Origin of the sequence: Mycobacterium simiae (genome assembly GCF_010727605.1) — a bacterium.
Taxonomy (GTDB): domain Bacteria; phylum Actinomycetota; class Actinomycetes; order Mycobacteriales; family Mycobacteriaceae; genus Mycobacterium; species Mycobacterium simiae.
In genome coordinates this window covers 3,550,232-3,576,114 of the sequence record NZ_AP022568.1, presented here as the reverse complement: position 1 = coordinate 3,576,114, position 25,883 = coordinate 3,550,232, and the positions used below count along the sequence as shown (strand labels likewise).

The 25,883-nt window shown below is 64.9% G+C and carries 24 protein-coding genes; 13 read left to right on the top strand and 11 right to left on the bottom strand.

The features are described 5' to 3' along the window. Window positions 1-3: 3 nt before the first annotated feature. The 8 genes from G6N33_RS16820 to G6N33_RS16785 are packed head-to-tail and all read right to left on the bottom strand — an operon-like array spanning window position 4 to window position 8,757. The gene (locus G6N33_RS16820; RefSeq protein WP_044508186.1) at window positions 4-1,218 is read right to left on the bottom strand and encodes a cytochrome P450; all 1,215 of its coding nucleotides are present in this window, start codon (window positions 1,216-1,218) and stop codon (window positions 4-6) included. A 22-nt stretch (window positions 1,219-1,240) separates the two neighbouring features. Continuing rightward, complete coding sequence (locus G6N33_RS16815; protein WP_044508188.1) at window positions 1,241-2,359, bottom strand: thiolase family protein; 1,119 nt, start codon at window positions 2,357-2,359, stop codon at window positions 1,241-1,243. Beyond that, window positions 2,356-2,586, bottom strand: a complete 231-nt coding sequence (locus tag G6N33_RS16810) for a hypothetical protein (RefSeq protein ID WP_044508190.1) — start codon at window positions 2,584-2,586, stop codon at window positions 2,356-2,358. Before G6N33_RS16810 ends, G6N33_RS16815 begins: the two co-directional genes overlap by 4 nt. Next, complete coding sequence (locus tag G6N33_RS16805) at window positions 2,576-4,675, bottom strand: CoA transferase (protein ID WP_101528094.1); 2,100 nt, start codon at window positions 4,673-4,675, stop codon at window positions 2,576-2,578. Before G6N33_RS16805 ends, G6N33_RS16810 begins: the two co-directional genes overlap by 11 nt. A gap of 32 nt (window positions 4,676-4,707) precedes the next feature. Next, on the bottom strand, window positions 4,708-5,793 hold the full coding sequence (locus G6N33_RS16800) for an acyl-CoA dehydrogenase family protein (protein ID WP_044508194.1): 1,086 nt from the start codon (window positions 5,791-5,793) through the stop codon (window positions 4,708-4,710). After that, window positions 5,783-6,976, bottom strand: coding sequence for an acyl-CoA dehydrogenase family protein (locus G6N33_RS16795; protein WP_044508196.1), 1,194 nt, complete (start codon window positions 6,974-6,976; stop codon window positions 5,783-5,785). The genes G6N33_RS16800 and G6N33_RS16795 overlap by 11 nt, the downstream gene beginning before the upstream one ends. Then, a complete protein-coding gene (locus tag G6N33_RS16790; protein ID WP_231382477.1) occupies window positions 6,973-8,283 on the bottom strand; it encodes an amidohydrolase family protein in 1,311 nt (436 codons plus the stop codon). Before G6N33_RS16790 ends, G6N33_RS16795 begins: the two co-directional genes overlap by 4 nt. A 42-nt stretch (window positions 8,284-8,325) precedes the next feature. After that, entirely contained in the window at window positions 8,326-8,757 is a 432-nt protein-coding gene (locus G6N33_RS16785) for an SRPBCC family protein (RefSeq protein WP_044508198.1), read from the bottom strand. A gap of 72 nt (window positions 8,758-8,829) precedes the next feature. On the opposite strand from G6N33_RS16785, the gene G6N33_RS16780 reads away from it, so the two are divergent. From G6N33_RS16780 to G6N33_RS16765, 4 genes are all read left to right on the top strand, one after another. Beyond that, on the top strand, window positions 8,830-9,726 hold the full coding sequence (locus G6N33_RS16780) for an enoyl-CoA hydratase/isomerase family protein (protein ID WP_044508200.1): 897 nt from the start codon (window positions 8,830-8,832) through the stop codon (window positions 9,724-9,726). A 75-nt stretch (window positions 9,727-9,801) separates the two neighbouring features. Continuing rightward, on the top strand, window positions 9,802-10,713 hold the full coding sequence (locus tag G6N33_RS16775; protein WP_231382478.1) for an SDR family NAD(P)-dependent oxidoreductase: 912 nt from the start codon (window positions 9,802-9,804) through the stop codon (window positions 10,711-10,713). 20 nt (window positions 10,714-10,733) lie between these two features. Then, window positions 10,734-12,173: an aromatic ring-hydroxylating oxygenase subunit alpha gene (locus G6N33_RS16770; protein ID WP_044512366.1), complete on the top strand. Its 1,440-nt coding sequence runs from the start codon at window positions 10,734-10,736 to the stop codon at window positions 12,171-12,173. Window positions 12,174-12,946: 773 nt separating this feature from the next. After that, the gene (locus G6N33_RS16765) at window positions 12,947-13,534 is read left to right on the top strand and encodes a DUF732 domain-containing protein (RefSeq protein WP_049919018.1); all 588 of its coding nucleotides are present in this window, start codon (window positions 12,947-12,949) and stop codon (window positions 13,532-13,534) included. Between the two features lie 71 nt (window positions 13,535-13,605). On the opposite strand, the gene G6N33_RS16760 is transcribed toward G6N33_RS16765, so the two are convergent. Both G6N33_RS16760 and G6N33_RS16755 read right to left on the bottom strand, forming a co-directional pair. Then, on the bottom strand, window positions 13,606-14,016 hold the full coding sequence (locus G6N33_RS16760) for a cupin domain-containing protein (protein ID WP_044508205.1): 411 nt from the start codon (window positions 14,014-14,016) through the stop codon (window positions 13,606-13,608). A gap of 15 nt (window positions 14,017-14,031) precedes the next feature. Next, window positions 14,032-14,799: an SDR family oxidoreductase gene (locus G6N33_RS16755; protein ID WP_044508207.1), complete on the bottom strand. Its 768-nt coding sequence runs from the start codon at window positions 14,797-14,799 to the stop codon at window positions 14,032-14,034. Between the two features lie 517 nt (window positions 14,800-15,316). Here G6N33_RS16755 and G6N33_RS16750 point away from each other — a divergent pair. From G6N33_RS16750 to G6N33_RS16710, 9 genes are all read left to right on the top strand, one after another. Beyond that, window positions 15,317-15,718, top strand: a complete 402-nt coding sequence (locus G6N33_RS16750; protein WP_231382480.1) for a GNAT family N-acetyltransferase — start codon at window positions 15,317-15,319, stop codon at window positions 15,716-15,718. 58 nt (window positions 15,719-15,776) lie between these two features. Then, window positions 15,777-17,249 (top strand): MFS transporter, encoded by a 1,473-nt coding sequence (locus G6N33_RS16745; RefSeq protein WP_231382481.1) that lies wholly within the window; start codon window positions 15,777-15,779, stop codon window positions 17,247-17,249. A 181-nt stretch (window positions 17,250-17,430) separates the two neighbouring features. Further along, complete coding sequence (locus G6N33_RS16740) at window positions 17,431-17,811, top strand: MmpS family transport accessory protein (protein ID WP_231382482.1); 381 nt, start codon at window positions 17,431-17,433, stop codon at window positions 17,809-17,811. Then, complete coding sequence (locus tag G6N33_RS16735) at window positions 17,808-20,744, top strand: MMPL/RND family transporter (protein WP_044508213.1); 2,937 nt, start codon at window positions 17,808-17,810, stop codon at window positions 20,742-20,744. Before G6N33_RS16740 ends, G6N33_RS16735 begins: the two co-directional genes overlap by 4 nt. Before the next feature lie 670 nt (window positions 20,745-21,414). Then, on the top strand, window positions 21,415-22,185 hold the full coding sequence (locus tag G6N33_RS16730) for an SDR family NAD(P)-dependent oxidoreductase (protein WP_044508214.1): 771 nt from the start codon (window positions 21,415-21,417) through the stop codon (window positions 22,183-22,185). A 115-nt stretch (window positions 22,186-22,300) separates the two neighbouring features. Next, window positions 22,301-22,831, top strand: a complete 531-nt coding sequence (locus G6N33_RS16725) for a cupin domain-containing protein (protein ID WP_231382483.1) — start codon at window positions 22,301-22,303, stop codon at window positions 22,829-22,831. A gap of 86 nt (window positions 22,832-22,917) precedes the next feature. Beyond that, window positions 22,918-23,805: an aldo/keto reductase gene (locus tag G6N33_RS16720; RefSeq protein WP_044508216.1), complete on the top strand. Its 888-nt coding sequence runs from the start codon at window positions 22,918-22,920 to the stop codon at window positions 23,803-23,805. Window positions 23,806-23,829: 24 nt separating this feature from the next. Then, entirely contained in the window at window positions 23,830-24,225 is a 396-nt protein-coding gene (locus G6N33_RS16715; protein ID WP_044508219.1) for a Rid family hydrolase, read from the top strand. After that, window positions 24,222-24,887, top strand: coding sequence for a nitroreductase family protein (locus G6N33_RS16710; protein WP_044508221.1), 666 nt, complete (start codon window positions 24,222-24,224; stop codon window positions 24,885-24,887). Before G6N33_RS16715 ends, G6N33_RS16710 begins: the two co-directional genes overlap by 4 nt. 70 nt (window positions 24,888-24,957) lie before the next feature. On the opposite strand, the gene G6N33_RS16705 is transcribed toward G6N33_RS16710, so the two are convergent. Further along, a complete protein-coding gene (locus G6N33_RS16705; RefSeq protein ID WP_232069435.1) occupies window positions 24,958-25,881 on the bottom strand; it encodes an NADP-dependent oxidoreductase in 924 nt (307 codons plus the stop codon). Window positions 25,882-25,883 lie beyond the last annotated feature (2 nt).

Genomic DNA, 25,883 nt, shown 5'->3' with positions numbered 1-25,883 from the left:
CCGCTAACGGGCGGCCAACTCGAGACGCTCCCGTCGCCGGACCAGGATGCTGGGCAACCAATCTCCGACGTCAATCGCCTCAACCCAAGTCGTGCGCTGCAGCAGCATCCCCAACACAATTCGGGCCTCCAGGCGGGCCAAGGCGGCTCCCACGCAGAAGTGTGCGCCCCTACCGAAGGTCACGTGGCCCTTGGCGTTACCGCGGTCGAGGCGAAATTCGTTGGGCGCCTCGAAGTGAACGGGGTCGCGATTGGCGGCTCCCCACATCAACAACAGGTGAGCGTTGGCGGGCACCTCGACTCCATCGAGCTTGGTGTCGCGTATCACGTGGCGGTAGTGGCCACGAAACGGCGCCTCGTACCGCAGTACCTCTTCGATGAAGGCCCCCAGCAGTTCGGGATTATCACGGACCTGCTTCTGGATTTCCGGGCGATCGGTGAGAATCCACGCCGCGCTTCCCAGTAGTGATGCTGTGGATTCGCCGGCGGCGCTGAAGAGCGTGAGCATTATCGTCAGCGCTGGGTGCTGCTCCAGCTCACCGGACCTACATCGTTGGGCCAGGTCCACCATCAGCCCGTGTTCGGCTTCGGCACTTGGGTTTTCGAAATGCTCCACAACATAGCCGGCCAGTTCCAGCGCCGCGGACCGGGCCGCTTCGAGCTGCGTGGGCGTGACGATCCCGTCGAGCAGTGTCGTGGTGGCGTAGCCGAGCCGAATAAGCTTGTCGACGTCGCCGTCGGGCAGGCCTAGCAGCCTGGCCACCACCATCATCGGAAGCCGGTTGGCCATCGCGCTCATCCATTCAATCCGGTCGCCACGCAGATGCTCGTTCCACAATCGTTCCGCGGTATGGGCGGCGAACTCCTCGATGACTCGGACCCGCTTGGCAGACAAGTGCGGTAGCAAGATCTTTCGGTGCATGGCGTGCACCGGATCGTCCGCGGTGGCCAAGGCGTGAGAAGGGTCCCCCGGCGGAGCCATCTCGAACGGGGTGACCGTCCCGTCATCGTGATAGACCATGGTCGCGGTGAGGTTCGAAGAAAAATCGTCGACCCGTTCGACGGCCTCCAGCACGGCGTCCCACCCGCACACCGCGTAGAACGCCGAACTCCCGATGCGATGCACCGGCGCCGCGGCACGCATCTGCTCATACAGCGGATACGGATCCTGCAGCGCATCGGCACCGAAGAACTGGACGGGATCATCAAGAACCGTCATCGATCCCCCTCGCTCCCCACGATCACCGGCCCAGCACAGCCACGACGCAGGACCCGCCGCCGCCCATCGCCTGCGCCAGCCCGACGCGGGGATCGGCGACTTGCCGCGAATCCGCCTCTCCGCGAAGCTGAACTACCACCTCGGCGACCTGGGCCAGTCCGGTCGCACCGAAAGCGTGACCGCGAGCAAGGCAGCCGCCATCGGTGTTGGTCGGCAGCCTGCCTTGGGATCCCAAGCCGCCTGTCTGGGCGAGCTCGGCCACCTCCCGGACGTCGACGAGGCCGAGCGCGATCAGCGCGGTGACCTCCTCGCTGGCGCACATGTCATGCAGGGAGACGACTCCGACGTCGAGCGGGGCGGCCTGCGCCGCTTCGAACGCGCGCCGAGCGGTCAGCGTGATCTGTGACGGCGGGCCGACACAGGGACCGGCCAACGGCCAGCCCGCGTCTTCGGGCCAGCTGGTCTGCTCGATGGCATTGATCGCAACGGACCGAGGGCGGCGTTCGGAGGTCACGACGATCGCCGCGCCGCCATCGACGGACGCGTGACACATCATTTTGGTGAGCGGCTCGGCCACCATCCGCGCCGCCATCACCTGCTCCACCGTCACATCGTCGTCGTTGCGCCGCGCCGCCAGCGGATTGCACCGCGCCTGGTTGTACGACTTGGCCGCGACGGCCCCGAAAACCTCTGGGCCGCAACCTGTCTCATATAACCACCGATTCGCCTCGATCGCGTAATGGAGCTGCGGCGGAAAGCGGTCCCAGAAGTCGACCGCCGCCGGTACCACACCGCCGGGTTCCAGCGCCGTGGTCTTCTCGTAGCCGATCGCCAGCGCGGTGTCGCAGCGACCGGAGGCCACTGCCCACACGGCGTGCCGCAAGGCGACCATGCCCCCCGCTGAGGCGCTCTCGATGGCGGTCACCGGAACACCGGTGCGACCCAAGCGAAGTGCCACCTTGAGGCCGGTCTGGGGCGGCGCCATCGAGGATGAGGTAAACACCTCGCCCACGGCGCCATAGCCGATACCCGCATCGGCGAGTGCTGCCTCGGCGGCCTCGAAGCCGAGCGTCGCCAACGCCTTGTCGGCGCGTTTACCGAACGGTGTGATCCCGATGCCGGCGATGTGCGTCCCTGTCATCCCGAGTGCGCCTCGAACAGGACGATGATGTTGTCCTCCAACGTCTTCTCGACGACTCGGCCGACGGTGCCGGGCGCCGGGCGAGGCCCGAATACCAACACTTGCAGCCGCCCGTCGGAGGTGTCGACCCAGGCGACGCTGTAGCCGTCCTGACCGTACCCGGGGATCGGTGACTTCCCGGGCACGAAGGTCGACGCCCACACGGTCGCGGGGCGATCAGCTGACATTGGTCATGCCTCCTTCGTGCGCGTTCGCGTTGCCCAGTGCCGGCGGCGGCATGAGCGGGACAGGTCCTCGACCGACGAACCGCCATGGCAACCCGACGAGGCGGGCGGTACCGATGTCCGGGTCTGGGTGAGCGATCTCGGGGAAGAATCCGCGGATCGCCAGATGCGGATCCGAAATCAGGTCCTCGGCCCGTTGCACCGCTGCGGCGCGCAAGCCCGACGCGCTCAGACGCGCGGAGACATCGTCGGCCGACGCGCCGGCAACCAGGCCAGCCAGCTTCTCGATCACCGTGGGATGCCGCGAATCATCGGATACTGCAAGGATTTCTGCCAGGCGTGTCCACTCATCGGGCTCCGCGATTTCAACGGCGACCCAGCGACCGTCGGCCGCCGGATGAACGCCGCGATGCGAGGAGTCGCCGATGTCGCAGCTATCCGGAGCGGCGGCCGCGGCGACGAACTCGGCCACGGTGGACGCGACGACCTCGGCCATGGAGAGATCGATGACGGCACCGGTGTCACGCGCCGGCCCGACGGCCCACGCGGCGACCACGGCGGCGGCCACGACCGAGGACAGCGGGTCGGCGATCACGGTGCCGAGCCGCGCCGGTGATCCATCCGGTTCGACGGTCAGTCCGGCCAGCCCGCCGTAAGCCTGAACGTTGTTGGCGTAGACCCGATATCCGGCCATGGGGCCTTCCGAGCCGAAGCCGGAGACGCGAACGGCGAGCCTGCCCGAGCTGGCCACCGCCGAGGGCTCCACGTTGAGTCTGGCGAGTCGCCCGCTGCCGATGTTCTCGATGAGGACGTCGGCGTCGGACAGCGCCGCGGTGACGTCGTCCACCGCACGGGCCGGGTCGATCAGCAGGCTCTGCTTGGAGTGATTGGCCACCGCGAAATACGCACCGCGGTCGACGCCGGGCTTACCCCGGGCAAAGGGCCCCGTACGCCGGTAGATGTCGAGGCGCTGAGGATCTTCGAGCCGCAAGACCCTGGCGCCCATCGCGCCGAGCAGCGCACCGACGATCGGCCCGGCCAAGACGTGGGTCAGCTCGGCGACCCGCAAGTCACTCAGGCGGCCGGTGCGACTGTGATCCGACCGGTATCCGACGTGAGTGAGCCACGGCGACTCAAGCACGCGGAGTTCGACACCGCAGAGCTGCGTCGTCGAGAGAGCGCCGCGGAAGGCGAATTGCGGTGATGTCAGGATTTCCTCGGGGGCATTCACCGGTGTCGACGGCACGCCGTGGGCCTGCAGCGTGGCCGCGCATTCTTCCTTGTCGTGCGTTGCCGCCCATGCTGTGACGTGTCGGTTGATCAGATCGGCGTGGTCGATGCGGGCCTGGCGTTCGTCGAGACCGGTCGCCCAGGCCGGATGATCGAGTGCCGCAAGCAATCCCCGCCACTGGTGGTTCTCGACCGCGGTGATGCGGACCATACCGTCGCGGCAGGGAAACAGTCCCGACGGCGCGACGTAACGTCCGCTGCCGGCCCTTCCCGGGCACCCATGGAGCACGTGTGCGCATTCCGGCAGCGCCGCGGTGAACGCCACTGCCTCCTGCACCGACACGTCGACGAGCACCGGGCCGGGGCCGTCGTTGCGCCGATCGAGGCCGTGCAGCGCCGCCAGGGCGGTGACGGCTCCCGCCGCCTTCAGCGCCACATAGCCCGGTGCCGGTACCGGTGCCCCGTCGGACCCCTCGATCGTGGCGAGCAGACCACCGGCCGCCTGAGCGACGAGCTCGCCGCCGGGCTGCGGCGACCGCGGCCCGTCGAGTCCGAACGGGCTGACCGTGGCGACGACCGCGTTCTGTGCAACCGGTGGCGTGACTGCCCGGCCCTGGTCGACGATCACGATGTCGTGTTCCTCGATCAATGCCGAGAGGTCCGTCGGTGGTTGGACGATCCGCTTGCCGCGGTCAAGAGTGAGGTCCACGGCCGCAACCGGTCCGGTGGGGGTCCCGATCACCGGCCCAGCCCGATGAGGTGCGCCGGCACCGACCACCTTCGTCGCTTCCGCACCGAGGCTGGCCAGCAACGCAGTGGCGACCGAACCGGCGATCCCATCGCCGAGTTGAAGCACCCGCACACCCGTCAGGAAAGGCGTATCGCCCCTTCGGTTCACGTCACACGCTCCCGGCTCTCGGTTTCCGGGTAACGCGCGGTCAGCCACCGCGTGGCCACGTCTCGGTGGTAGGCGCGGGCGCCCAGATTGGCCGCCGCGCTCGCCGCGCGGCGCAGGTGGATGTGCGCGTCGTGCTCCCAGGTGTAGGCGATTCCCCCGAACACCTGGGTGGCACCCTCCGGCACCGCCCGTAGCGCGTCGATGCCCCAGTAGGCGGCGAGCGATACCAGGGCCGCGGCATCGGGATGCTGCTGCTCGCAGGCGTCGGCGGCCCGGTTGACGAGCGCACGCCCGACTTCGATCGCGCACCGCTGGTCGACTAGACGGTGTTTGATCGCCTGGAAGGCGCCGATCGGGCGGCCGAAGGCGACGCGTAGCTTCGCGTATTCGGTTGCGGCGTCATTGGCGGCCGACGTGATGCCAACCAGTTCGGCCACCTGAGCAACACAACTCCGCAGACCCGCCTCGCGGTGGCGACGTGCGGCGCACTCGCCCGACTCGATGACCCGAATCGGTGTGTTGTTCAAGGTGATTCGCGCCGCAGGGTTGTGGTCGAGCGGGGTCACTTGTTCGCAGAGCACGCCCGGCGCGGTGGGTTCGACCGCCCCCAGAACCGTGGCATCCCCCGTGCCCGCGCAGACCAGCAGCCTGGTCGCGACCGCGCCGTACGGCACGAGCGGCCATACCCCCGAGACGCCCGTCGCGGCGTGTTCACCGCGCTCGAGCAGCAACAGGCTGACGCCGTCGGCGCAGCGGTCCTCGCACCAGGCTGCAGCCGCCGCGGCGGTAAGCGGGACGGGTGCCGATGCCGCGCCGGCGGCCTCGGCCAGGACGCAGAGATCGCGAAGGCCACCCCCTCCTCCGCCGGCGGTCTGGCCCACCAAGACGTCGGCCCATCCCGCTTCGGTGATGGTCTGCCATAGCTTCGGCTCGAACACCCCACCCGGGCCGTCAAGCAAAGCCCGAAACGCCCGTGGGGACCATGCCCTTCGCAGGATGTCATCGGCCGACGCGCGCAGCCGCGCCAATTCCTCTGCGCTCCGGGCGATGTCGCTCAACGAAGGCAGGCCGTCAGGGGTCACGGGGCAACCCCAACAGCTTCTCGGCGATAACGTTGCGCTGGATCTCCGATGTCCCCGCGCCGAACGTCGCGGCCCGCATCAGCAGGTAGCTCTGTGCGACGTTGCCGTTCTTCGTTGCCCCCATCGAGCCACGCTCCAGGGTTCCGGCCGGTCCGGCGAGGTCAAGCCCGAAGTTGGCCATCGCCTGGTCGACCTCCGAGGTCAGCAACTTGGCCACCGACGCTTCGGGTCCGGGACTGACACCGCGGACGCCGGCGGCCGTTGCCTGCGCCGCAATTTGACGCAACGCCTCTACCCGCGCGGCGAAATCGACGATTCGATCCGCCACGTAGCCGTCGTCGCGGCCCTGGCGCCCTAGCGCTCCGTGTTCCTGCGCCATCCGCACCAGGATTCCCAACCGCCGCTCGATGCGGTGCGTGCGGCTCTGGCCTACGCGCTCGTAGCCCAGCGTGGATTTGGCCACCTGCCAACCGCCGTGCAGCGGCCCGAGCACGTTGGCGAGCGGCACTCGCGCCGCATCGAAGAACACCTCATTGAACTCGGCCTGTCCGGTGATCTGGCGGATCGGGCGCACTTCGATCCCGCTCGTGTTCAGGGGCACCAGGAGGTAGCTGATCCCTTGGTGTTTGTCCGAGGTCGGATCGGTACGCGCCAGGATGTAGATCCAGTCGGCGTACTGTGCCTTGGACGTCCAGATTTTCTGGCCGTTGATGATCAGCTCGTCGTCGCACAATTCGGCCCTAGTCTTCAGAGCGGCGAGATCGCTTCCGGCGTCGGGCTCGCTGAATCCCTGACACCAGACTTCCTCGCCCGACAAGATTCTCGGCAGATAGCGTCGGCGTTGCTCGTCGGTACCCCACTGAATGATGGTGGGGCCAAGCTGGTTGACGGCGCTGCGGTTGATGGGCTCGGGTGCGTGCGCGGCGGCCATCTCGGCATTGAAGATGAGCTGCTGCACCGGGGTGACTCCGCGACCGCCGAACTGCACAGGCCAGGAGATCGCCGCCAGGCCGGCCTCATGAAGCCGACTCTGCCACAGCCGCATTCGCTGCAACCGGTCGCCCTCGGAGCGCCCGGCGCCGTGAACGTCGGCCGTCAGTGCGGATGCCAGGAAGGCGCGGACCTCGTCGCGGAACTGTCGATCGGTCTCGGTGAGGACGACCCCATAATCCGGTTCGGTCACGCCCCACCACGAAGGATCGATGCCATCCGCACCTTCATGTCGCCGTAGGTGATCGCGGTGGCGCCAGCTTTCGGGGCGCGGCCGGCATCCACCTTGGGCGCCGACAAATCGAGGTCAGCGATCCGTCTCCGCAGCGCCGCGACGGTGCAGTTTTCCCTGCCCCGTCGCTCGACGCCGTTGTACCCGAAGGCGCGGGCGGCATTACGCCAGGTGATGGCCTCCACCTCGTCGAGTGTGCAGCCCTCCAACTGGGCGGCGAGCTGCTCGGGCGCATCCGGCCAGCTGCTGTCCGAATGCGGGTAGTCCATCTCCCAGCAGATGGTCTCCACTCCGATGTGCTCGCGCATCTCGATGCCGACCCGGTCGCGGATGAAGCACGACATGAAATTGCGCCGGTACACGTCGGTCGGGGTCAGTCCGTCACCGAGGTCGTCCCCCGTCCAGGCCCGCTGGCGCGAGTAGATGTCCTCGAATCGCTCCAGCAGGAATGGAATCCACCCGATGCCGCCCTCCGACAACGAAAACTTGATGGACGGGAATTTCCGCACAATTGGCGAGAACAACAGGTCGGCCACGAACCGCTGGGTGTCGATCGGCAGCATCGAGTTATAGGCCAGATAGGTGGTCAGCTCGGACGGCACGGGCAACCCGCCGCCCGTGCCGATGTGGATGTTCACTACCGTGTTCTCGTCGCAGATCGCGTCCCACAGCGGATCCCAGTGCGGGTCCTGCCACGGTGGCTGCCCATAACTTCCGATGTGCTGCGGAGCCGTCACCGCGCGACAGCCCCGTCCCGCCAGGCGCCGCACTTCGGCCGCGGCCAGGGCCGGGTCCCACAACGGCAGGATTCCCATCGGGATGAACCGGTCGGGGTGCCGGCCGCACCAGTCCTCGATGTGCCAGTCGTTATAAGCGCGCACCATCGCCTCGGACACGTCGCGGTCTCCGCGGTACGTGAACAGCGCGCCAGAGATGGTGGGGAACGACGGAAAGCACAGGGAGGCAAGCACACCGGAGGCGTCCATGTCGTTCACCCGTGCGTCGACGTCGTAGCACCCGGCCCGCATGTCAGTGAATCGCGACGGCTCGAATCCCCACTCGTCGTTGGGCCGGCCCGCAACCGCGTTGAGCCCGATGTTCGGCAGCTGCAGACCGTCGTACACCCAGAAACAGACGCCGTCGGCGTCCTCGACGATGCGCGGCGCGTCGTCGGCGAAGCGACTGGGCACTCGGCCGACAAACATGTCTGGCGGTTCTACGGTGTGGTCGTCGACGCTGATCATTACCAGATCGAGAGGATCAATCACTTGACGAATTCTAAACTAATGGACACTCTCTGTCTAAGTGTTCTATCTGCTTTCGCGCGCCAGGGCGAAGTCCTGAACCCAGTCCGCCATCAAGGCGTAGACGGACTCCATGGCATCGCGTGCGGCGGCATCATCGCCGATGGGCTCGTAGTCGATGTCCCAGACCACGATCGCTTCCCTGGCGGCATCCGCGCCCTCGGAGACGGTGTTCACCGCCACGAACCGGCTGACGGGCATCGGATTGTTGACGATCTCATAAGACAGCGCGCGCTCGTCGGGCTTGATCCAGATGAGAGTCTCGATGACCGGCTTCTCAGTGCTCGCGGCGATGAACCGCCGCATGCCGGGCCCCTCGCCCTCCACCCTGACATCGCTGGGTCCGGGGATCCAATCGACGTTGCCGAAGTCGGCAAGAACGGCCCACACCGCGTCCGGTGACGCGGCCAGCCGCTTGGTAACCGTGAATGTTGGCATCCGCTGACCGTATCACCATGTAACAGTTGATCGGCTAGTGTACTTATGTACTGTCGACGCGAAGGAGGGCGGATGGGCACCGACGCCGCCGCTGAAGGCCAATTCGAGGTCGATGAGAACTGGGTCCGGTATGAGGTTGTCGAACCGCACATCGCGCAGATCACCATCAACCGGCCAGAACGGCGCAACGCGATCCTGTCACCCGGAATGCATCACCTCTTCAAGGAATGGCTGGACCGCGCCGAAGACGACGACGAAGTCAAGGTCGTCGTGCTACTGGCCGAAGGCAAGGACTTCTGTAGCGGCGATGACGTGCGCCGACTCCCGGTGGAAGAAGCGGGGCTGCGCAAGGGCGAGCGATTGCCGCAGACGGCGCGCCTGGGCAACGCCCGACGCCTGCACCGGCACCTGACCAATTGGCTGGAGTTTCCGAAGACGGTGATCGCCGGCTGCCAGGGTGCCACGCTGGGCGCCGGGATGAATCTGGCCCTGGCCGCCGACATTCTGGTCGTCTCCGATGACATGTACCTTGCCCGCCCTCAGGCGCGCATCGGGTTCGCGGGCTTTTCCACGGCCATGCCGCTCGCGCTGCTCAAGCTGGGACCCAACCGCGGCTATGAGGCGATGATCACCGGCCGCAAGGTGACCGCAAACGAGCTGCACGAGTGGGGGGTAGCCGCCTCGGTGGTGCCCGCCGAGCGGCTCCGTGACGAAGCGTTGCGGTATGCCCGTGCAATCGCCCACCACTCGGCCGACGGCCTGATGGTGGGAAAGCACGCTCTGATCGCGTTCTGGCACGCCGTCGGGATGGCGCAGTTCGGAGACTGGGTTCCGATGGGCCACACCGTATTCAGCAACCTCATGTGGCGCGGTGACGAGTTCAACTTCATGAAGGAACGTGGCGCCCGCGGCAGCCGGGAGGCGATGGCTGAGTTGGAACGCCGCTATGCGGAGTGGGGGTTCGAGTAGCCCGACTAAACAACTATACAGATATTGTATTGGTGTTCTGTATGCTCGTACTAGCGTGAGGCCACGAGGAGCTGAATGACGATGGGTGTGTTGGACGGACGGACCGCGTTGGTAACAGGTGCCGGGCGGGGGATCGGCGCCGCGGTGGCCGAGGGCTTGGCAGCCGAGGGCGCGACGGTCCTGGTCTCCGACGCAGGCGTCGGCGTCGACGGGACCGGACACGACTCCGGTCCGGCCGAGAGCGTCGCGGCGGCGATAACCAGCCGTGGTGGCAAGGCCTTCGCCGATACCACCGACATCACCGACTTCGCCGCGTGCGCGGATCTCATCGGCCGCGCCGCAGAGACACTCGGAGGCTTAGACGTCGTGGTGAACGCCGCGGGAATCCTTCGGGACGGCATGGTCTTCAAAATGAGCGAGCAGGACTGGGACGCGGTGGTGTCTGTGCACCTCAAAGGCACGTTCAACGTCACCCGCCACGCGGCCGCCTGGTGGCGGGAGAACCGGGGCGGGCAGTACCGGCTAATCACCTTCACATCGATGTCGGGGTTGCAGGGTGCGCCGAGTCAGCCGAATTACGCCGCGGCCAAGATGGGCATCGTCGGCCTGACCTTTTCGTGCGCCAACGCACTGCGCAACTACGGGGTGCGCTGCAACTCCATCGCTCCGATCGCGGGCACCCGGATGACGCAGGGCATCAAGGGCGGCGGCAGCATGGATTACTCGGACTCGAACGTCCGCCTGTCGCCAAAGAATTGCGTGCCGCCGGTCGTGTATCTGGCCAGCGAGCAGTCCGACTGGCTCAATCGTCGCGTGATCTTCGCCGGCAACGGCCGGATCAGCCTGATGTCCAATCCGGTCGTCGAACGGGAGATCGTGTCGACGTCTGGGACGTGGGACATCCCAACCGCGTTCGCCGAGATCGAGTCGTCGTTCAAGGAAGCCGTGCTGTATCCCAACATCTTTGACAAGCCACCGTCCAGCTGAGCCCGCCGAAGAGTGTGACAATGACCGAGCTTGCCACCGAACAGGTGCCCCAAAAGTTCGCTTGCGGTGAGGCTTTCGTGCCCAAAAGCCGCTACATCGACCCAGAATTCCTCAACCTCGAGCTGGAGCGATTGTTCCCCCGGGTGTGGCAGCCCGCGTGTCGCGAAGAAGAAGTCCCGGCTGCCGGCTGCTTCTACGAGTACACGATCGGCCGGCAGTCAATTGCCGTGGTGCGCCAAAAGGACGGTAGCGTCAAGGCATTCCACAACACTTGTGCCCACCGCGGCATGAAAGTTGTCCGCGGCGGCGGATGTGCGGCCGACAAAGAGTTGCGCTGTGAGTTTCACGGCTGGCGCTACGAGTTGGATGGCCGATCCTCCTTCGTTCCGTGTCGCGACGAGTTCGCTCCGCGTCCACGCCAACAGTGGGGCCTGCGTCCGGTCGCAGCCGGAATCTGGGGCGGCTGGGTATTCGTCAGCATGGCCGACGATCCGCCGGATCTCCTCGAGTGGCTGGACCCGCTTCCGACCGCGCTGGCACCGTTCCGGTTACAGGACATGCGCTACCGCTGGCGCAAGCGCACATTCTTGCCGGCGAACTGGAAGACCGTCATCGACGCTTTCATCGAGGGCTACCACACACCCGGCACCCATCCGCAGACCATGCGGTCGGCGCAAGGCCCGCGGCCGTCGGCGGAGCCCGCATCGCCGCAGGAGTACGTCTACGCCCCTTACACTCCGACGATCACCTATAAAAATCATTCCCGCTTCGTCTATACGCAGCGGCCCGAGCACGCGAGACGCGACAAGGGCCGCCAGGAACAGTCGGCGCGACCCGAGGTATTCGCGAATTCGATGAAGTACCAATACTTGGAGGTCGGATCGCTGGTCACCGAACGTGACTATCGGGCCGCGCAGAAGCTGGCCGCAATGGAACCCAGCGACGTCCCACCCTTTGTCCTGTACCACCAGCTGTGCGAGGAACTCGCACGTGCCGAAGGTGTGGACTTCCCCCGGATGTCAATGGAGCAGTACTTCGCCGGGAACGGCGACTGGCACATGTTTCCGACCATGGTCATCCTGGTCGAGAAGTCCTGCCTGCTGGGATACCGCATGCTGCCCGACGCGGAGGACCCGAATCGGTGCATGTTCGAAATGTTCTCTCTTGAACATTTTGCGCCCGGCGAGGTGCCCGAGACGCAATGGCAGGTCTTCGAGCGCTGGCAGGACCACGACGGTTGGGGCGAGCTGCCCTCACAAGACCTGAGAAACATCGGCGCTATCCATGCCGGCATGCACTCAGCCGGGTTTGACGGACTCTGGCTCAATACCGCCCAAGAGATGTCCATACGCAATGAGCACCTGATCGCCGACAGGTTTCTTTTCGGTGCGGACCGCGACGGCGATGTGGGTCATCGCAATCAGAAGGGCGGTTCGTCCACGTCGACATCGGAGACGTGATAGGGGTTCTCGTCGCAGGCCGGGTAGACAGCGTCGCCATCCCAGTACGGCTCGCCCCCCTCCACCGGCAAATGCGGTTCTTGCCGCGGCGGCAGCGTCCCGGTCCGCGTCCGATGATCCAGACCGCTTCCCACGCCTCGTCGATGGTGTCGCGCAGGTGGATGGACGTCATCGAGGTACTGGCATGCCAAGCATGTATGACTTCGGCTGATGTTTGACATTCCGGATTCAGGTGATGCCTCAGGAGCGTTTCGGTTGATGCATGACCGTTACTTCGATTGATTCTTGAGGACGCTCCCCTGATACGGGAGCAGCAACTTCCGCGATGCCGGATATCGAATGTGACTTTGTCTCAAGGCATTTGACGTGGGTGCACACGCAGGCCCAAGGTAACGCACATGGGAGGTACAGGTACCTCTCAACCAAAACGCAGCCTGCCGTAAGTTCCCGCGAGCATCATAAATCTCACGTTGAACAAAAGAGGCGTAGCGAGCCGGTCGCCACGTCATTGTGGCAACTATCGGTCGCGCACTCGCCCAGACTCTGGCCCAAAACAGGTGGCGGACGGTGCTAATGCCAACGAACCATGCTCGTACCGCGGTCGCTGAGTTCCGCACTGGCACCGCCCTAGTGGCCATGACTTTGGACACGGCCCCCACCCCGAACTCCGACCTGGAATCGGACTCGAGGTGCGTCGGCATCCTCTCAGGTAATGGCCCTAGGAGAATGGAAACCCTTCTATGTTCAATGGCACCATCACTCGAGCCGGCTGCATGGCTACCGCCGTTGCGGTGCTGACCGGCGCCGCAATCCTGCATAGCGGCACAGCCGCAGCCAAGGCAAGCCAGGACGACCAGTTTCTGGCGTTGCTCAATCAAGAGGGCATTGCGCCTGTTTCGGGTGTGCCCGCACTTATCGCCACAGCCCACCAGATCTGCGGGTTACTCGGCGGGGGCATGTCACCGGATGCGATAGTACGGGCGCTGGTGAACAACGCCGATGCCGTGACGCCGGGAGCCGACCCCGGCAGGCTCACACGGAGCGAGACCCTTTTCCTCAAAGCGGCGGTGCGAGCCTACTGCCCGGGCAGCCCAGTGGGGTCGAACGGGCAGCACCGGTTTGTCCTTGCCTCGTTTTCGGACGGGGTTCAGGAACCCGCACCAGGTCCGCTCCCACGCGTGCCTAACGCAGATACGCTGATCGCACCACACGTGATGGCACCCGCACACGCGCCAAAGAATGCCCCCCGGGTCGTCGGACCCCCGCCTGGAGGGCGCGGCGACGGCGGTAATGGCGATGGCGCCGGCGGCGCGACACTGAAGCCCCCCGCCGAGCCGGGCATCATCACGCTCGCGCCATGAGCCCGAAACGCAGTGCACGATACTGAGGTTGTCGATCTCGGAACTACGCTTGCTGCATGCGATTCCGGCCCTTACGAGTCGCTGTTGACGCGCAGTCCCTTTCGCTTCTCGAGCTCGTCTGCGGCAACCCATTCGCGTATCGGCTGCCCCTGCGCACAGACCAATGTAAGGACGAAGCGGCAGGGAATGTCAGTGCGGTTGTTGGCGTCCTGATAGTGGATCACGTCGCCGCCCGGACCCCAGAATGCCTCACCCGCGCAGAGGACGCGCGGTGCTTCACCCTCGACCTCGAACAACATCTCGCCGTCGATCATGTAACCGAATCCCGGACCGCCCGGGAGGCGATGCGGCGGGTATCCAGGTGCGCCCGGCGGATGGTTGACGAGGACAGTGAGCACATGGGCGTCGTTGGGAACCACCGGTAATCGTACGTTCTGCAGCACGGTCATTGTCGATGTCGATAGTGATTCCGAGTCAGCCATATTTTGCAAAGCATCTCATGCTTCAGCGGCGTGACGGCCGGAGAATGCGTCGATCCATTCCGAGTACCGGGTGCCGAAAATGGTGGCGTTGTTGGCAGGAGCGAGGGTGTGATCGTCGATCGTGGCACCGAAGTAAGGTGCGTGCGCGTCGGTCACGACCCGGCGATGATCCCCAGCTGCGGCAAGCCCCGCGCGGACGAAGTCGTCCATCCCGATCGCTTCGGGTCCGGCAATCTCCACTACCCCGTTGATGGGGGGCTGCACCGCGGCGCGGGCCACCGCGGTGGCGACATCGTCGGCGGCGATGGGACGAAACAACGCGTGCGGTAACGTGACCACATCTGCATCTGTCGCGGAATCGGCCAAGCCTAACGCGAACTCGTAGAACGGCGTTGCCCGCACGATCGAATAGGGTCGACCCGAATCCCTGATCAGGTTCTCCTGAGCCGCTTTCGCGGTGTTGTACCCACTGTCGGGCATCCGCTGCGAACCCACGACGGACAACGCGACGTGATGGCTTACTCCCGCTTCCCGTTCGGCAGCGAGCAGATTTCGGGTCGTGGTGGTGAAGAAATGCATCACGGGTTCGTCGTCGAACACTGGTGAGTCGGCAACGTCGACAAGGACATCCGCGTCCACGACGGTGTTGGCGAGGCCCTCACCGGTCAGCGCATCGACACCTGATCGCCGCGATGCGGGAATGACGTCGTGTCCCAGCGCGCTGAGCTTCGACACCACTTTCGAGCCGATCAGCCCACGACCACCAATGACTACGATCTTCATCATCAACCTTCCGGAGTTGCGTTTGACGGGACGCTTCTACTCCGCGGCTCCGCTTTCGGCCAGTCTCACGCGCCAGCCCCTTGTCGAGCGATTGTTACACGGCTAATTGGGGTCGTCAACCCACTGATGCCGAGTACGTCGCCCTCGTCGCCGCAGACATCACTGCCCGAGCGTTGGCCAACCGGATTGTTAACCCGCAATTTCCTTGTGAAAAGTGTTGTGACAGAACATTCTCAATGGGGCACCGCTGGCGCATCGCGCGCTACCTCCCAGCCGTGAGCCGACGATCCCAGGCATCGGCGGCTAGCCGGTGCCATCTCTGGGGTCCTAGACCCAGTCGGGCCGAAGCACGTATTCTGGGGTTTATGACCCAGGCCGATGCACCCACGCCGATGCACAGCACCTCGTCCTCGCGACCGGTGGCCAGGCAACGCGCGAGCCGCGAGCCCAGTGGACGGTCGCCCAGATGGGCTGGCGCTTTGATGCCTGCCGCGCCGCCGAGAAAGGGATATTGACTGTGAGTGAATCGCCAACGCCAACGCCAATGGGCAGTATCGAACGCAATGCCCACGATGGACTCCAGACGATAGTTAGCGACAACGCTCAAGAAGGCCGGTTCGAAGCAGCTGTAGGCGACACGGTGATCGGCCAGCAGCCCTACCGTCGCTACCGCGGACACATCGTGTTGATGGCTACCGAAGTTGATCCGCAGTGGCGTGACCGGGGTGTCTCCTCGGCGATGATCGGCGGTGTGCTCGAACTGGTCCGTCGGGCCGGGCACACGGTCGTTCCGCGGTGCAAGCTCACCGGCGACTACATCCTGCGTCATCCCGAATACCGGGACCTGGTGCCCGACCAGTACCAGGAATTGCTGCGCCCGATCTCGCGGCCCGCCGCCTCGGACAGCCCACACGAATGATCGGCACTCCCAACGGATCCGGTACCCAGCCGTCGTCACGGGTCGAAAGGTCCGCGCGGTGACGTTGCGCGACGCGCCACCGACCAGTCGCGCGATGGTGGTCGCGGTGATGGTGTCGATGGTCGCTTTTCTCGACTCCACCGTAATCAACCTGGCGTTGCCCGCCATCGAGCACGACCTCGGCGGCGGCTTGGCGTTGCAGCAGTGGATCGTCAACGGCTACCTGCTGGCCATGGCGGCCGCGATTCTGCCCGGCGGGTCGATCTCGGACTTGTTCGGCCGCGTTGCGGTGATGCGGTTCGGGCTGCTGACGTTCGGGGCCGGCTCGGTGGTGGCGGCGGCCGCCGCCGCACCGGCGATGCTGATCAGCGCACGCCTCATTCAGGGCCTGGGTGCAGCCTTCTTGGTGCCGGGGTCCCTGGCGCTGATCAACACGGTCTTCGACAGAGCACGCCAATCCGCGGCGATCGGCGTCTGGTCGGGGTGGACGGGAACCGCCTTTGCGTTGGGTCCGCTATTGGGCGGATTGTGCGTCGATTTCTTGGGCTGGCGCTGGATTTTCGTCCTGTCCGCGATCCCCATGGCACTCGGGTATGCGCTGACGTTCTGGCTATGCCCCATGTCAGGGCGGGTCGAAGGCGCCCGTGTCGATGTCGTCGGGGTGAGCCTGTCGGCGGTGGGGCTGGCCGCGACCGTGTATGCGCTAATTGAAGCGCGACGCTATGGCTGGACCGACCCCATCGTCATCACGCCATCGATGATCGGGACGACCGCACTGGCCGCCTTCGTGCACTGGCAGCAGCGCAGCGGCAACCCGATGCTTCCATTGCCGCTGTTCATCTTTCGCAACTTCGCCGCCGCCAACCTCGTCACCGCCTCCGTCTACGGCGCGTTGACGCTAGCGTCGCTGGCCATCGCCCTGTACACCCAAGAAATCGGCGGCTACTCCGCCACCGCGGCCGGACTGGCCACGCTGCCGATCCCCGCGCTGTCGTTCATGTTCGCCCGTCATGTGGGTCGCATCGCCGCGCGGGTGGGACCACGGGCGTTCCTGATCGCCGGTCCTGCCCTTGCGGGGCTTGGCCTGCTGCTCATCCGCCCCAAAACTCAAGGATTCCATGCGATCACCGACCTGATCCCCGGGATGACCGTACTGGCCATCGGCCTGGTCGCGACAGTCACGCCGCTGATGTCGGTGACGCTGGCGTCGGTGCCGACCGAACACAGCGGGCTAGCGTCGGCGATCAACAACGCCGTCTCGCGGCTGGCCGCGCTGATCTCGATCGGGTCGTTGGGCCTGATCACCGCGGGGACGGCAACCGCGACCGGATTTGCCCACGCCTTAGCCGTCAGCGCGGCACTGTTCGCCCTGGGCGCGTTGAGCGCCGCGCTGTTCATAACCAACCCCGCCGCGGGTTACCCGCCCGTTCCGTGCGACGTCGCCGCCCTGTGCCGTGACCGACCGAATGCCCAACCCTCGCTTGGCAGTAGACCGCGACCGCCTGATAAGGATGGTGTCCATGGCAGGTGACTTCCGCGGTTGCAATCCGTCAGTCCACCGCGCTGCGCGGGAATTAACTCGACCGCAATCGCGTTTGCGCAACGGTGCCGGACACGATGAAATGCCCTAATATCAGGCCTTCGAGCACTCCCCAGCAGGAGGCACGGTGTTTACGCTTCTGAAACGTGGATGGGTGCCACTGGTGGTAGCCGTGGCGCTGATCATCGGCGGTGTTGCCGTGGACCGGCTGCATGGCGTCTTCCCGGGCGCCGGCTTGCCCAAGCCCGACCGCCGGGATGCGACGCCGCCTTATGCGGCTAAGACCGCCGTCTACGAAATCCTGGGACCGGCCGGGACTACGGGCGTCGTCAACTGGATGGATGCCGACGCCCAACCGCAGAAAGCCAACTTCAGCACCTTGCCGTGGTCGCAGACGATAGTCGCGGAAATGCCGGGCATCTTCGCCTATGTCGTCGCACAGGGCGACGCCCCCTCCATCGGATGCCGAATCACCGTTGACGGCAAGCTTGTCGATCAACAACAGTCGAACGGACGCAACGCCCAGGTCTCCTGCTTGGACAAGTCCGCGTGACCGACAATACGAGCGACACCGACGAAATCCCTGTCCCTCGGCGCACCGAAGTCGAGCGCAAACCGCGGATTGCTCGCGGCATCCGCGTGCTGGCACTGCCGATCGTCGTGATCTGGCTGCTAGTCGCCGTGGGCGTGAACATCTTCGTCCCCCAGCTGGAGGCGGTCGCCGAGGACGTTTCGGTGCCCCTGTCGCCGTCCGACGCGCCTTCGGTGACCGGGATGAAGCACATCGGGGAGAAGTTCAAGGAGTACGACTCCGACAACCTTGTGCTGGTGACCCTGGTCGGTGATAAGCCCCTCGGCCCAGACGCTCACCGGTATTACGACGAGCTGGTCAAGAAGCTGAAGCAGGACACCAAGCACGTCGAGCATGCGCTCGACTTCTGGGGTCAGCGATTTACCGCGTCGGGTGTCGAGAGCTATGACCACAAGTCGGCCTACGTCCAGGTCAACCTGCGCGGTGACCAGGGCGGCGCCGTCGGGGACAAGTCCGTTGACTCCGTTCGCCAGATCGTCGCGGACTCGCAGCCGCCGCCAGGGGTGAAGGCCTACGTCGCTGGTCAGGGAGCCCTGACCGACGACACGATCGTGGTGGGCAATGAAAGCCTGTTCAAGATGACGATCATCACCATCATCATCATCGCGATCATGCTGGCGTTCGTCTATCGGTCCGTCGGCACCGTGCTGCTGACGATGGTCATCCTGTTCGTCGGGCTGGCCACCGGCCGCGGCGTCGTGGCGCTGCTGGGAAGCACCGGCATCATGGGACTGTCGACCTTTGCCGTCAACCTGCTCACGGCACTGGCCATCGCGGCCGGGACCGACTACGCCATCTTCATGGTGGGCCGCTATCAGGAGGGTCGCGAGCGGGGACTAGACCGTGAGGCTGCTTACTACGACACCTTCGCCGGCGTCTCCAAGGTGGTCCTTGGTTCGGGTTTGACGATCGTCGGGGCGTTGGCCTGTCTGCATTTCACGCGGCTGCCCTACTTCAGTTCGCTGGCGTTTCCGTGCGCCATCGGTCTGCTGGTTGTGGTGGCCGCCGGAGTGACCCTGACGCCGGCGCTGATCGCGTTCGCGAGCGGCTTTGGGCTGTTCGACCCGAAGCGAAAGTTCAACTACACCCGGTGGCGCCGCCTGGCGACGGCCATCGTGCGGTGGCCGGCACCCATCCTCGCTACCTCCGTCATCCTGGCGATCGTCGGCGCTCTGGGATTGTCGGGCTTCAACCCGCGCTACAACGACCTGTACTACCTACCGAAGAGCGCGGCCTCAGTCCAGGCGTACGACGCGGCCGATAAACACTTCACACAGGCTCGGCTGAACCCGGACCTGCTGATGATCGAGTCGGACCATGATCTGCGCAATCCGACCGACATGCTGGTACTGGACAAGATCGCCGGAGCCATCTTCCGGGTGCCCGGCATCGAACGGGTGCAGAGCATCACCAGACCTCTTGGACCGCCGATTCAAGATGGATCCGTTCCGTTCCAGCTCAGTGTGCAAACCGCGCCGATCCGCAGCAACCTGAACTACCTTAAGGACCGTGTCGCCGACATCAAAAAGATCACCGGTTTCCTCGACACTCAGATCACGCTCTTGGAACGCCAGTACGCGATAACCCAGAAGCTCGCGGATGCCGCGGACGACAGCTCGAAAACCACTGGCGAGACAGCGGCCATCACGGACGAAATCCGGGACCACATAGCGGATTTCGACGACTTCTGGAGACCGATTCGCAGTTACTTCTACTGGGAGAAGCACTGCTACGACATCCCGATCTGCTGGTCGCTACGAAGCCTGTTCGACGCGCTCGACGGTTTCGATCAACTGGCCGAAAAGTTTCACGCTCTCACCAGCGACCTCAATAACACGGCCACTGCGACACGCGAATTGCTGGCGATCATCCCCGAGAATATCGCTGTCACAAAGGCGATCCGCGACACGACGCTGAACATCTACAGCACGTTCGACAACCTCGTCGATCAGTTCGACCGGCTGACCGACACGAACGCTGTGATGGGCAAATCCTTCAACGACTCTCAGATCGAGAGCGTGTTCTATTTGCCGCCCGAAATCTTCCAAAACCCGGACTTTCAACTGGGGTTGAGCTTGATGGTGTCGCCGGACGGCAAGGCCGCGCGCTTCATCATCACCCACTCGGTGGATCCGGCGACGACGGAGGGAATTGCGTCCGTCGACAAGGAGCGCAACGCGGCCAAGGAGGCATTGAAACTCACCTCGCTGCAAAACGCCGACATCTACCTCGGGGGCACGGCCGCGACGTTCTACGACATCGCCAACGGCGCCAAGTACGACCTGTTGATCGCCGCGGTTGCCTCGATCGTGCTCATCTTCATCATCATGGTGATCGTCACCCGCGCGTTGGTCGCTGCGGGCGTCATCGTCGGCACGATCGTGATGTCGCTGGGGGCGGCCTTCGGGTTCTCGACACTTATCTGGCAGCATCTGCTTAACTTCCAATTGCACTGGGTGGCAACGGAATTCGCCCTTATCGTCCTTTTGGCGGTGGGTTCGGACTACAACTTGATGTTGGTGTCCCGAATCGAGGAGGAGCTCGGCGCCGGTCTGAAAACGGGACTCATCCGCGGAATGGGCCTCACCGGCCCGGTGGTGACCGCGGCAGGTCTGGTATTCGCCGTCACCATGGCCACGATGATCACCAGCGACCTCCGCGCGATCGGTCAGTTCGGCACGACGATCGGGCTCGGGCTGATGTTCGACACCTTCGTCGTGCGATCGCTCATCACGCCGTCGATCATGACGGTGATGGGACGCTGGTTCTGGTGGCCCAAGCGGGTACGGGTCCGCCCGGCCAGCCAGATGCTTCGGTCCGTGGGACCGCGCCCGCTGGTTCGAGCACTCCTGTACCAGCCGCGGCACCCGGCCCCCCTGGATCAGCAGACCTAGCACCCCCGAACAGTGCGCGGATTGGCCAGAAACGTGCGTGAAATGAACTGGGAAACCGCGCTTGCTGTTCCCTTCTGACCATGGAAGGAACGTGCGCTTCCCGCTCACCGCACACGACCGCTGGTGCGGGCCGAACACCGGGTGGCACGGCTCGAGAAGAAGTCCGTCGGCGATGCGGCCTACGTTGGGCGCTTGGGTGCCTTCGCGGCCTCGCGCCGAGCCTTGTCCTTCGCGTGGGCCGAGCAGCAATGCCCCATCGCACAATGGAACTGGTCGCTGCACTCATGCGAACAGTAGACCGATGCAACCGGAAGCCACTCCGGATCGGACACGGCACGCCGCCGATCGTGCACATCGAATGTGTGGCCGCAGTGGATGCAGGTCCTGATCTTGGTTTTGGTCTTAACCATAGGGGTCAGGGTACGCCCGATGATCGTTAGCTGCGGGGTGACTTAGCGGGCGGATCCACCCCGCGGCGTACCACTCACCCGGGTGAATCGGCGATCGGGGTGATGACAGCTCACCCCGTGTGGCCGCAGTGTCAGTACCACCCGCGCCGGCCGCAATTGTCACCCCTTGGGCAGGACATTCAGCTAAGGGAGTCATGTGTTGTCGATACGAAAAACGGCGGTCCGCTCGAAGCCGTCGGGAGAACCAGAAAGGGACCCGAATGCACTTTGAGGCCAAGAAGGTCATTGTTGTCGGCGGCAGCGCCGGCATCGGCCGGCAGGCCGCAGCCGACGTCGTTGCGCACGGCGGCAGCGCGGTGATCATCGGGCGCTCGAAAGAGCGCGTCGACGACACCGTCGCCGAGCTGACCAGACGGTCGGGCCAAGCCTGGGGCATCGCCGCTGAATTGACGGATCGCGCCGCCATCGCCGACGTGCGGCGCGCGCTTTCCGACCAGCACAGCGACGCGACACTGTTGGTTAACGCGGCCGGAATCTTCACGCCCAGGCCATTTCTGGAGTACGACCAGCAGTTCTACGACTCGTTCATGGAACTCAACTACGCCTTGTTCTTCCTGACGCAGACCGTCGTCGCCGGGATGATCTCTCGCGGAGCGGGCGGGTCCATCGTCAACATCGGCAGCATGTGGGCACATCAGGCCATCGGCCGTACCCCATCGACGGGTCACTCGATGCAGAAAGCAGGGCTACATGCGCTCACCCACAACTTGGCTATCGAGCTTGCCGGGCACAACATCCGCGTCAACGCGATCGCACCCGCGGCGGTCAAAACCCCTGCCCTTGAGCGATGGGTCCCGAAGGACGAAATCGATGCCACGCTAGACAGTTTCGCTCCGCTTCATCCACTGGGGCGCGTCGGCACCCCAACAGATATCGCCAACGCGATCAGCTATCTGCTCTCCGACCGGGCAAGCTGGGTCACCGGCGCGATTCTCAACGTCGACGGCGGCTTCATGGCTGGCCGAAACTAGCCCGGAGGGCCCACCGGGAGCGGGCCGAAAACTATTGGCACGACAGACAATCGGACGTACGTCGGATTAAACCGACGATCCGTTGAAATGAACGAAAGTTGAAAGGGGCCATTAAATGACAGACGACATCTTCAGGCCAGGTGGCCCGCCGGCCGCATCTGTCGGCCGCACCGAAGGCAAGTCGGTGTTCCTCGGGACCGTCGGTGTCCGGCACATCGTCGACAAGGTTCAGGCGGAAGGCCGCTTCTCAGTCCTCGAGCACCCGATGTCACCCCGAGCGCTCGCCGCGCCTCTGCACCGCCATCACCAGGAAGATGAATACAGCTGGATCATCGAGGGCCGCGTAGGCGCCTTACTTGGTGACGAGGTGCTCTACGGCGGGCCTGGCGACTTCATTTTCAAGCCACGGGGCCAATGGCACACGTTCTGGAACGCGGGCGACGGGCCCGCGCGCATCCTGGAAATCATCTCGCCTGCCGGATTTGAGCAATTCTTCGACGAGCTTTCCGGCCTCGGCGGCGTGGACAGAATACCGAAAGAGGACTTGGACGAACTCTGTGCGCGCTACGACCTGGAGATGGACATCGACAGTGTCCCCGCACTCTGCAGGCGCTTCGACCTGAAGTTTCCCGGCGAACCGATTTGATGGCGAGCCAATCGATTCGCGTTCTCACCCCGGCGCCGACGGCAACGACACGGGGCGGATTCACGAGACAGGGAAGAGGTCGCTGGATGCGAACTGATCACCCGACCGCGGCAGCCGCAGGCAGCCTGGAACTCGGCGGCCGCTTCGCCGTCAACCGCCTGGGCTTCGGGACGATGCGGCTCACTGGGCCGGGCAATTGGGGTCCGCCCCGCGACCATCAACAGGCGGTGGCGGTGCTGCGCCGCGCGGTCGACCTAGGGGTCACGTTTATTGACACCGCGGACTCCTACGGCCCGTTCATCGCCGAGGACTTGATTCGCACAGCCCTGCACCCCTACCCCATCCACCTCGTTGTGGCCACCAAGGCCGGATGCCTGCGGACCCGCCCCGACGCGACGAACACACCGTCACCCGCATCCTGGACGGCACTGGGCAAACCCGAGTTTCTGCGCCACCAGGTCGAAATGAGCCTGCGCAGGCTGAACGTTGACTGCATCCAGCTGCTTCAGCTACACCGCATCGATCCCGACTATCCCCTGGCCGACCAAGTTGGTGAGCTCGCCGACTTGAAGGCCGAGGGCAAGATCAGACTGATCGGCCTGTCCGAGGTCAGCGTCGATCAGCTCGAGGCAGCGTTGACGATCACCCCGATCGCCTCCGTGCAAAACATGTACAACCTCATGGCACGCGACGCCGAGCCGCTCGTGGACGCCTGCACCCAGCGCGGTATTGCGTTCATTCCGTGGTTTCCGCTGGGCGCCGGTCCGCTGGCCGCCCCCGACGGACCGTTGCGCAAGATCGCGGCCGCGCACCAGGCCAGCCCATCCCAGTTGGCACTCGCCTGGCTGCTCGCGCGCTCACCGATCATGCTGCCTATCCCCGGCACTTCCTCGATACAGCACCTCGACGAAAACATCGCTGCAGCAACGGTTTCACTCAGCGACGATGACCTCAAAACGCTCAACACCCTTTAACTGACACCACCAAGGAGTATCGAGATGACCACCACCACCAACAGGATTTACACCGGAGTGGGCGCCCACATCGCGCCCACATACGCCGATGCTATTGCCATATCCACGGGCGGCACACAGATTTTCGTCTCCGGAACGCCCGGGCTGCGCGAAGACGGCACCGTACCCGAGGACTTCGCTGAGCAAGCCCGGCAGTGCTGGGCCAACGTCGAAGCAGCCCTCCGCAAGGCCGGCGCGAAGCTAACCGACATCGTCTACATGCGCCAATGGCTCACCAGCCGCGACAATGTCGCCGCCTATATGGCAGTAAGCAAAGACATCATCCGCCACCAGCCCGCAGCCATGCTCGCCATCATCGATGGGTTGGTATGGCCCAACATTGGCGTAGAAGTCGAAGTGGTCGCTGTCTTACCGGCATGAGCGACTACCCGGTCATCGATCTGTCCGTCGACGCGCTGCTGACCACCACGCGTTCGGTGCGCAAACGTCTCGATCTGACCAAACCTGTTCCGCCGGGCCTGATCCGCGAATGCCTGGAGATCGCGGTGCAGGCGCCGACGTCGTCCAACCTGCAGAACTGGGGCTTCATCGTGGTCACCGACACCGCGCAGCGTCGCGCGATCGCCGAGGTGTACCGCCGCACCTGGGACGTCATCGTCACGTCTCCTTTCGCGGTCGCCAACCGGTTCAGGCATGACCCGGTGCGCAATCGCCAGCAGCGCAAGGTGTCCGACAGTGCGTCCTATCTTGCTGAGCACATCGGGGAAGTCCCCGTCTTGGTGATCCCATGCGTCGAGCTCATCGACGGGGACGTCACGCTGACGGGTGAGAACTCGAATAAGTATTGGGCTTCGATCATGCCGGCCGCGTGGAATTACATGCTCGCCGCGCGGTCGCGGGGCTTGGGCACCACCTGGACCGGGGTGACCGTGCTGGCCGACGAGGAGATGCGGGCGATACTTGCCTTGCCGGACAACATCTATCACGCCACTACCATCCCAACGGCCTACTACACCGGCACGACATTTCGCCGCGCCAAGCGGCTTCCGCTCGACGACGTGTTGCATCACGACCGCTGGTGAGCGACCAGCTCACTGCTGATCTCTGTCGCGTCGCACCGGCGGGGTGGCCACAAAGCGATCGCCGAACACGTCAATTCTTGACGACGATTCCGCTCGGCGCGCGGCCTGCGACCACTTGGGCGAGGGCCTGGCCCGCCCGATTCAGCCCGCAGGAACGCGGGGGCGGCATGCTCAACCGCCGGGAATCCAGCAGCGCGGTCAGACGGGCGAGTTGCGCGCCGTCGGATCGGACGTACACCGCGGTGACGTTGATGCCGCGCGTGGGTGCCGGCGGGTCGGGGGTGATGGTCGCCAGCCGACCACCATCGGCGAGCACGGTCATCGCCACAGCGGCGCCGCCAGGAGCGGCGTTGGCGACGGCGTCAATAGATCTCTTTGCCAATGACTTTGCGCGTTGCGGCCACAATGGGTCGTGGTAGTCGAGCACATCGCGGGCGCCATACCCGCGGACTCGGTTTGCGTTTCGGGGGCCAGCGGTGGCGAGCACATCGACACCGCGCAGGACGGCCAGCTGCACAATGAGCCCGCCGGTAATGCCGCCCGCACCGTGAACCAGCAGCGTCTGTCCACCGTGCCGGGCCAGCAGTGCATCGATCACCTGCTCGGCGGTCAACGCCGGTACCGGAAAGGCGGCTGCAGTCGCCCAGGAAATCGCGGCCGGTTTGTGCGCGAGCGACTCCACTGGGGCGATAACAAGTGGTGCCCAGCTGCCTTGGTAGCGCACCGGCACCGGGTGGCACAGCACCTCATCGCCCACCGTAAATCCGCTCGCTTCGGCGCCGACGGCTTCGATGATCCCGGCAACCTCGACCCCGAGCGCCAGCGGTGGCCGTAAGCCAACATCCCAACCCCCGGTACGAATGATGTTGTCCCAATTGCCAATCCCAGCACTGCGCATGTCGATGAGGACCTCGTCGGGCGCCAGCGGTCGGGGCTCGTTCACCTCGATCATCTCCACCTCGCCGCCCAACCTTCGAATCCCCGCTACCAGCATGG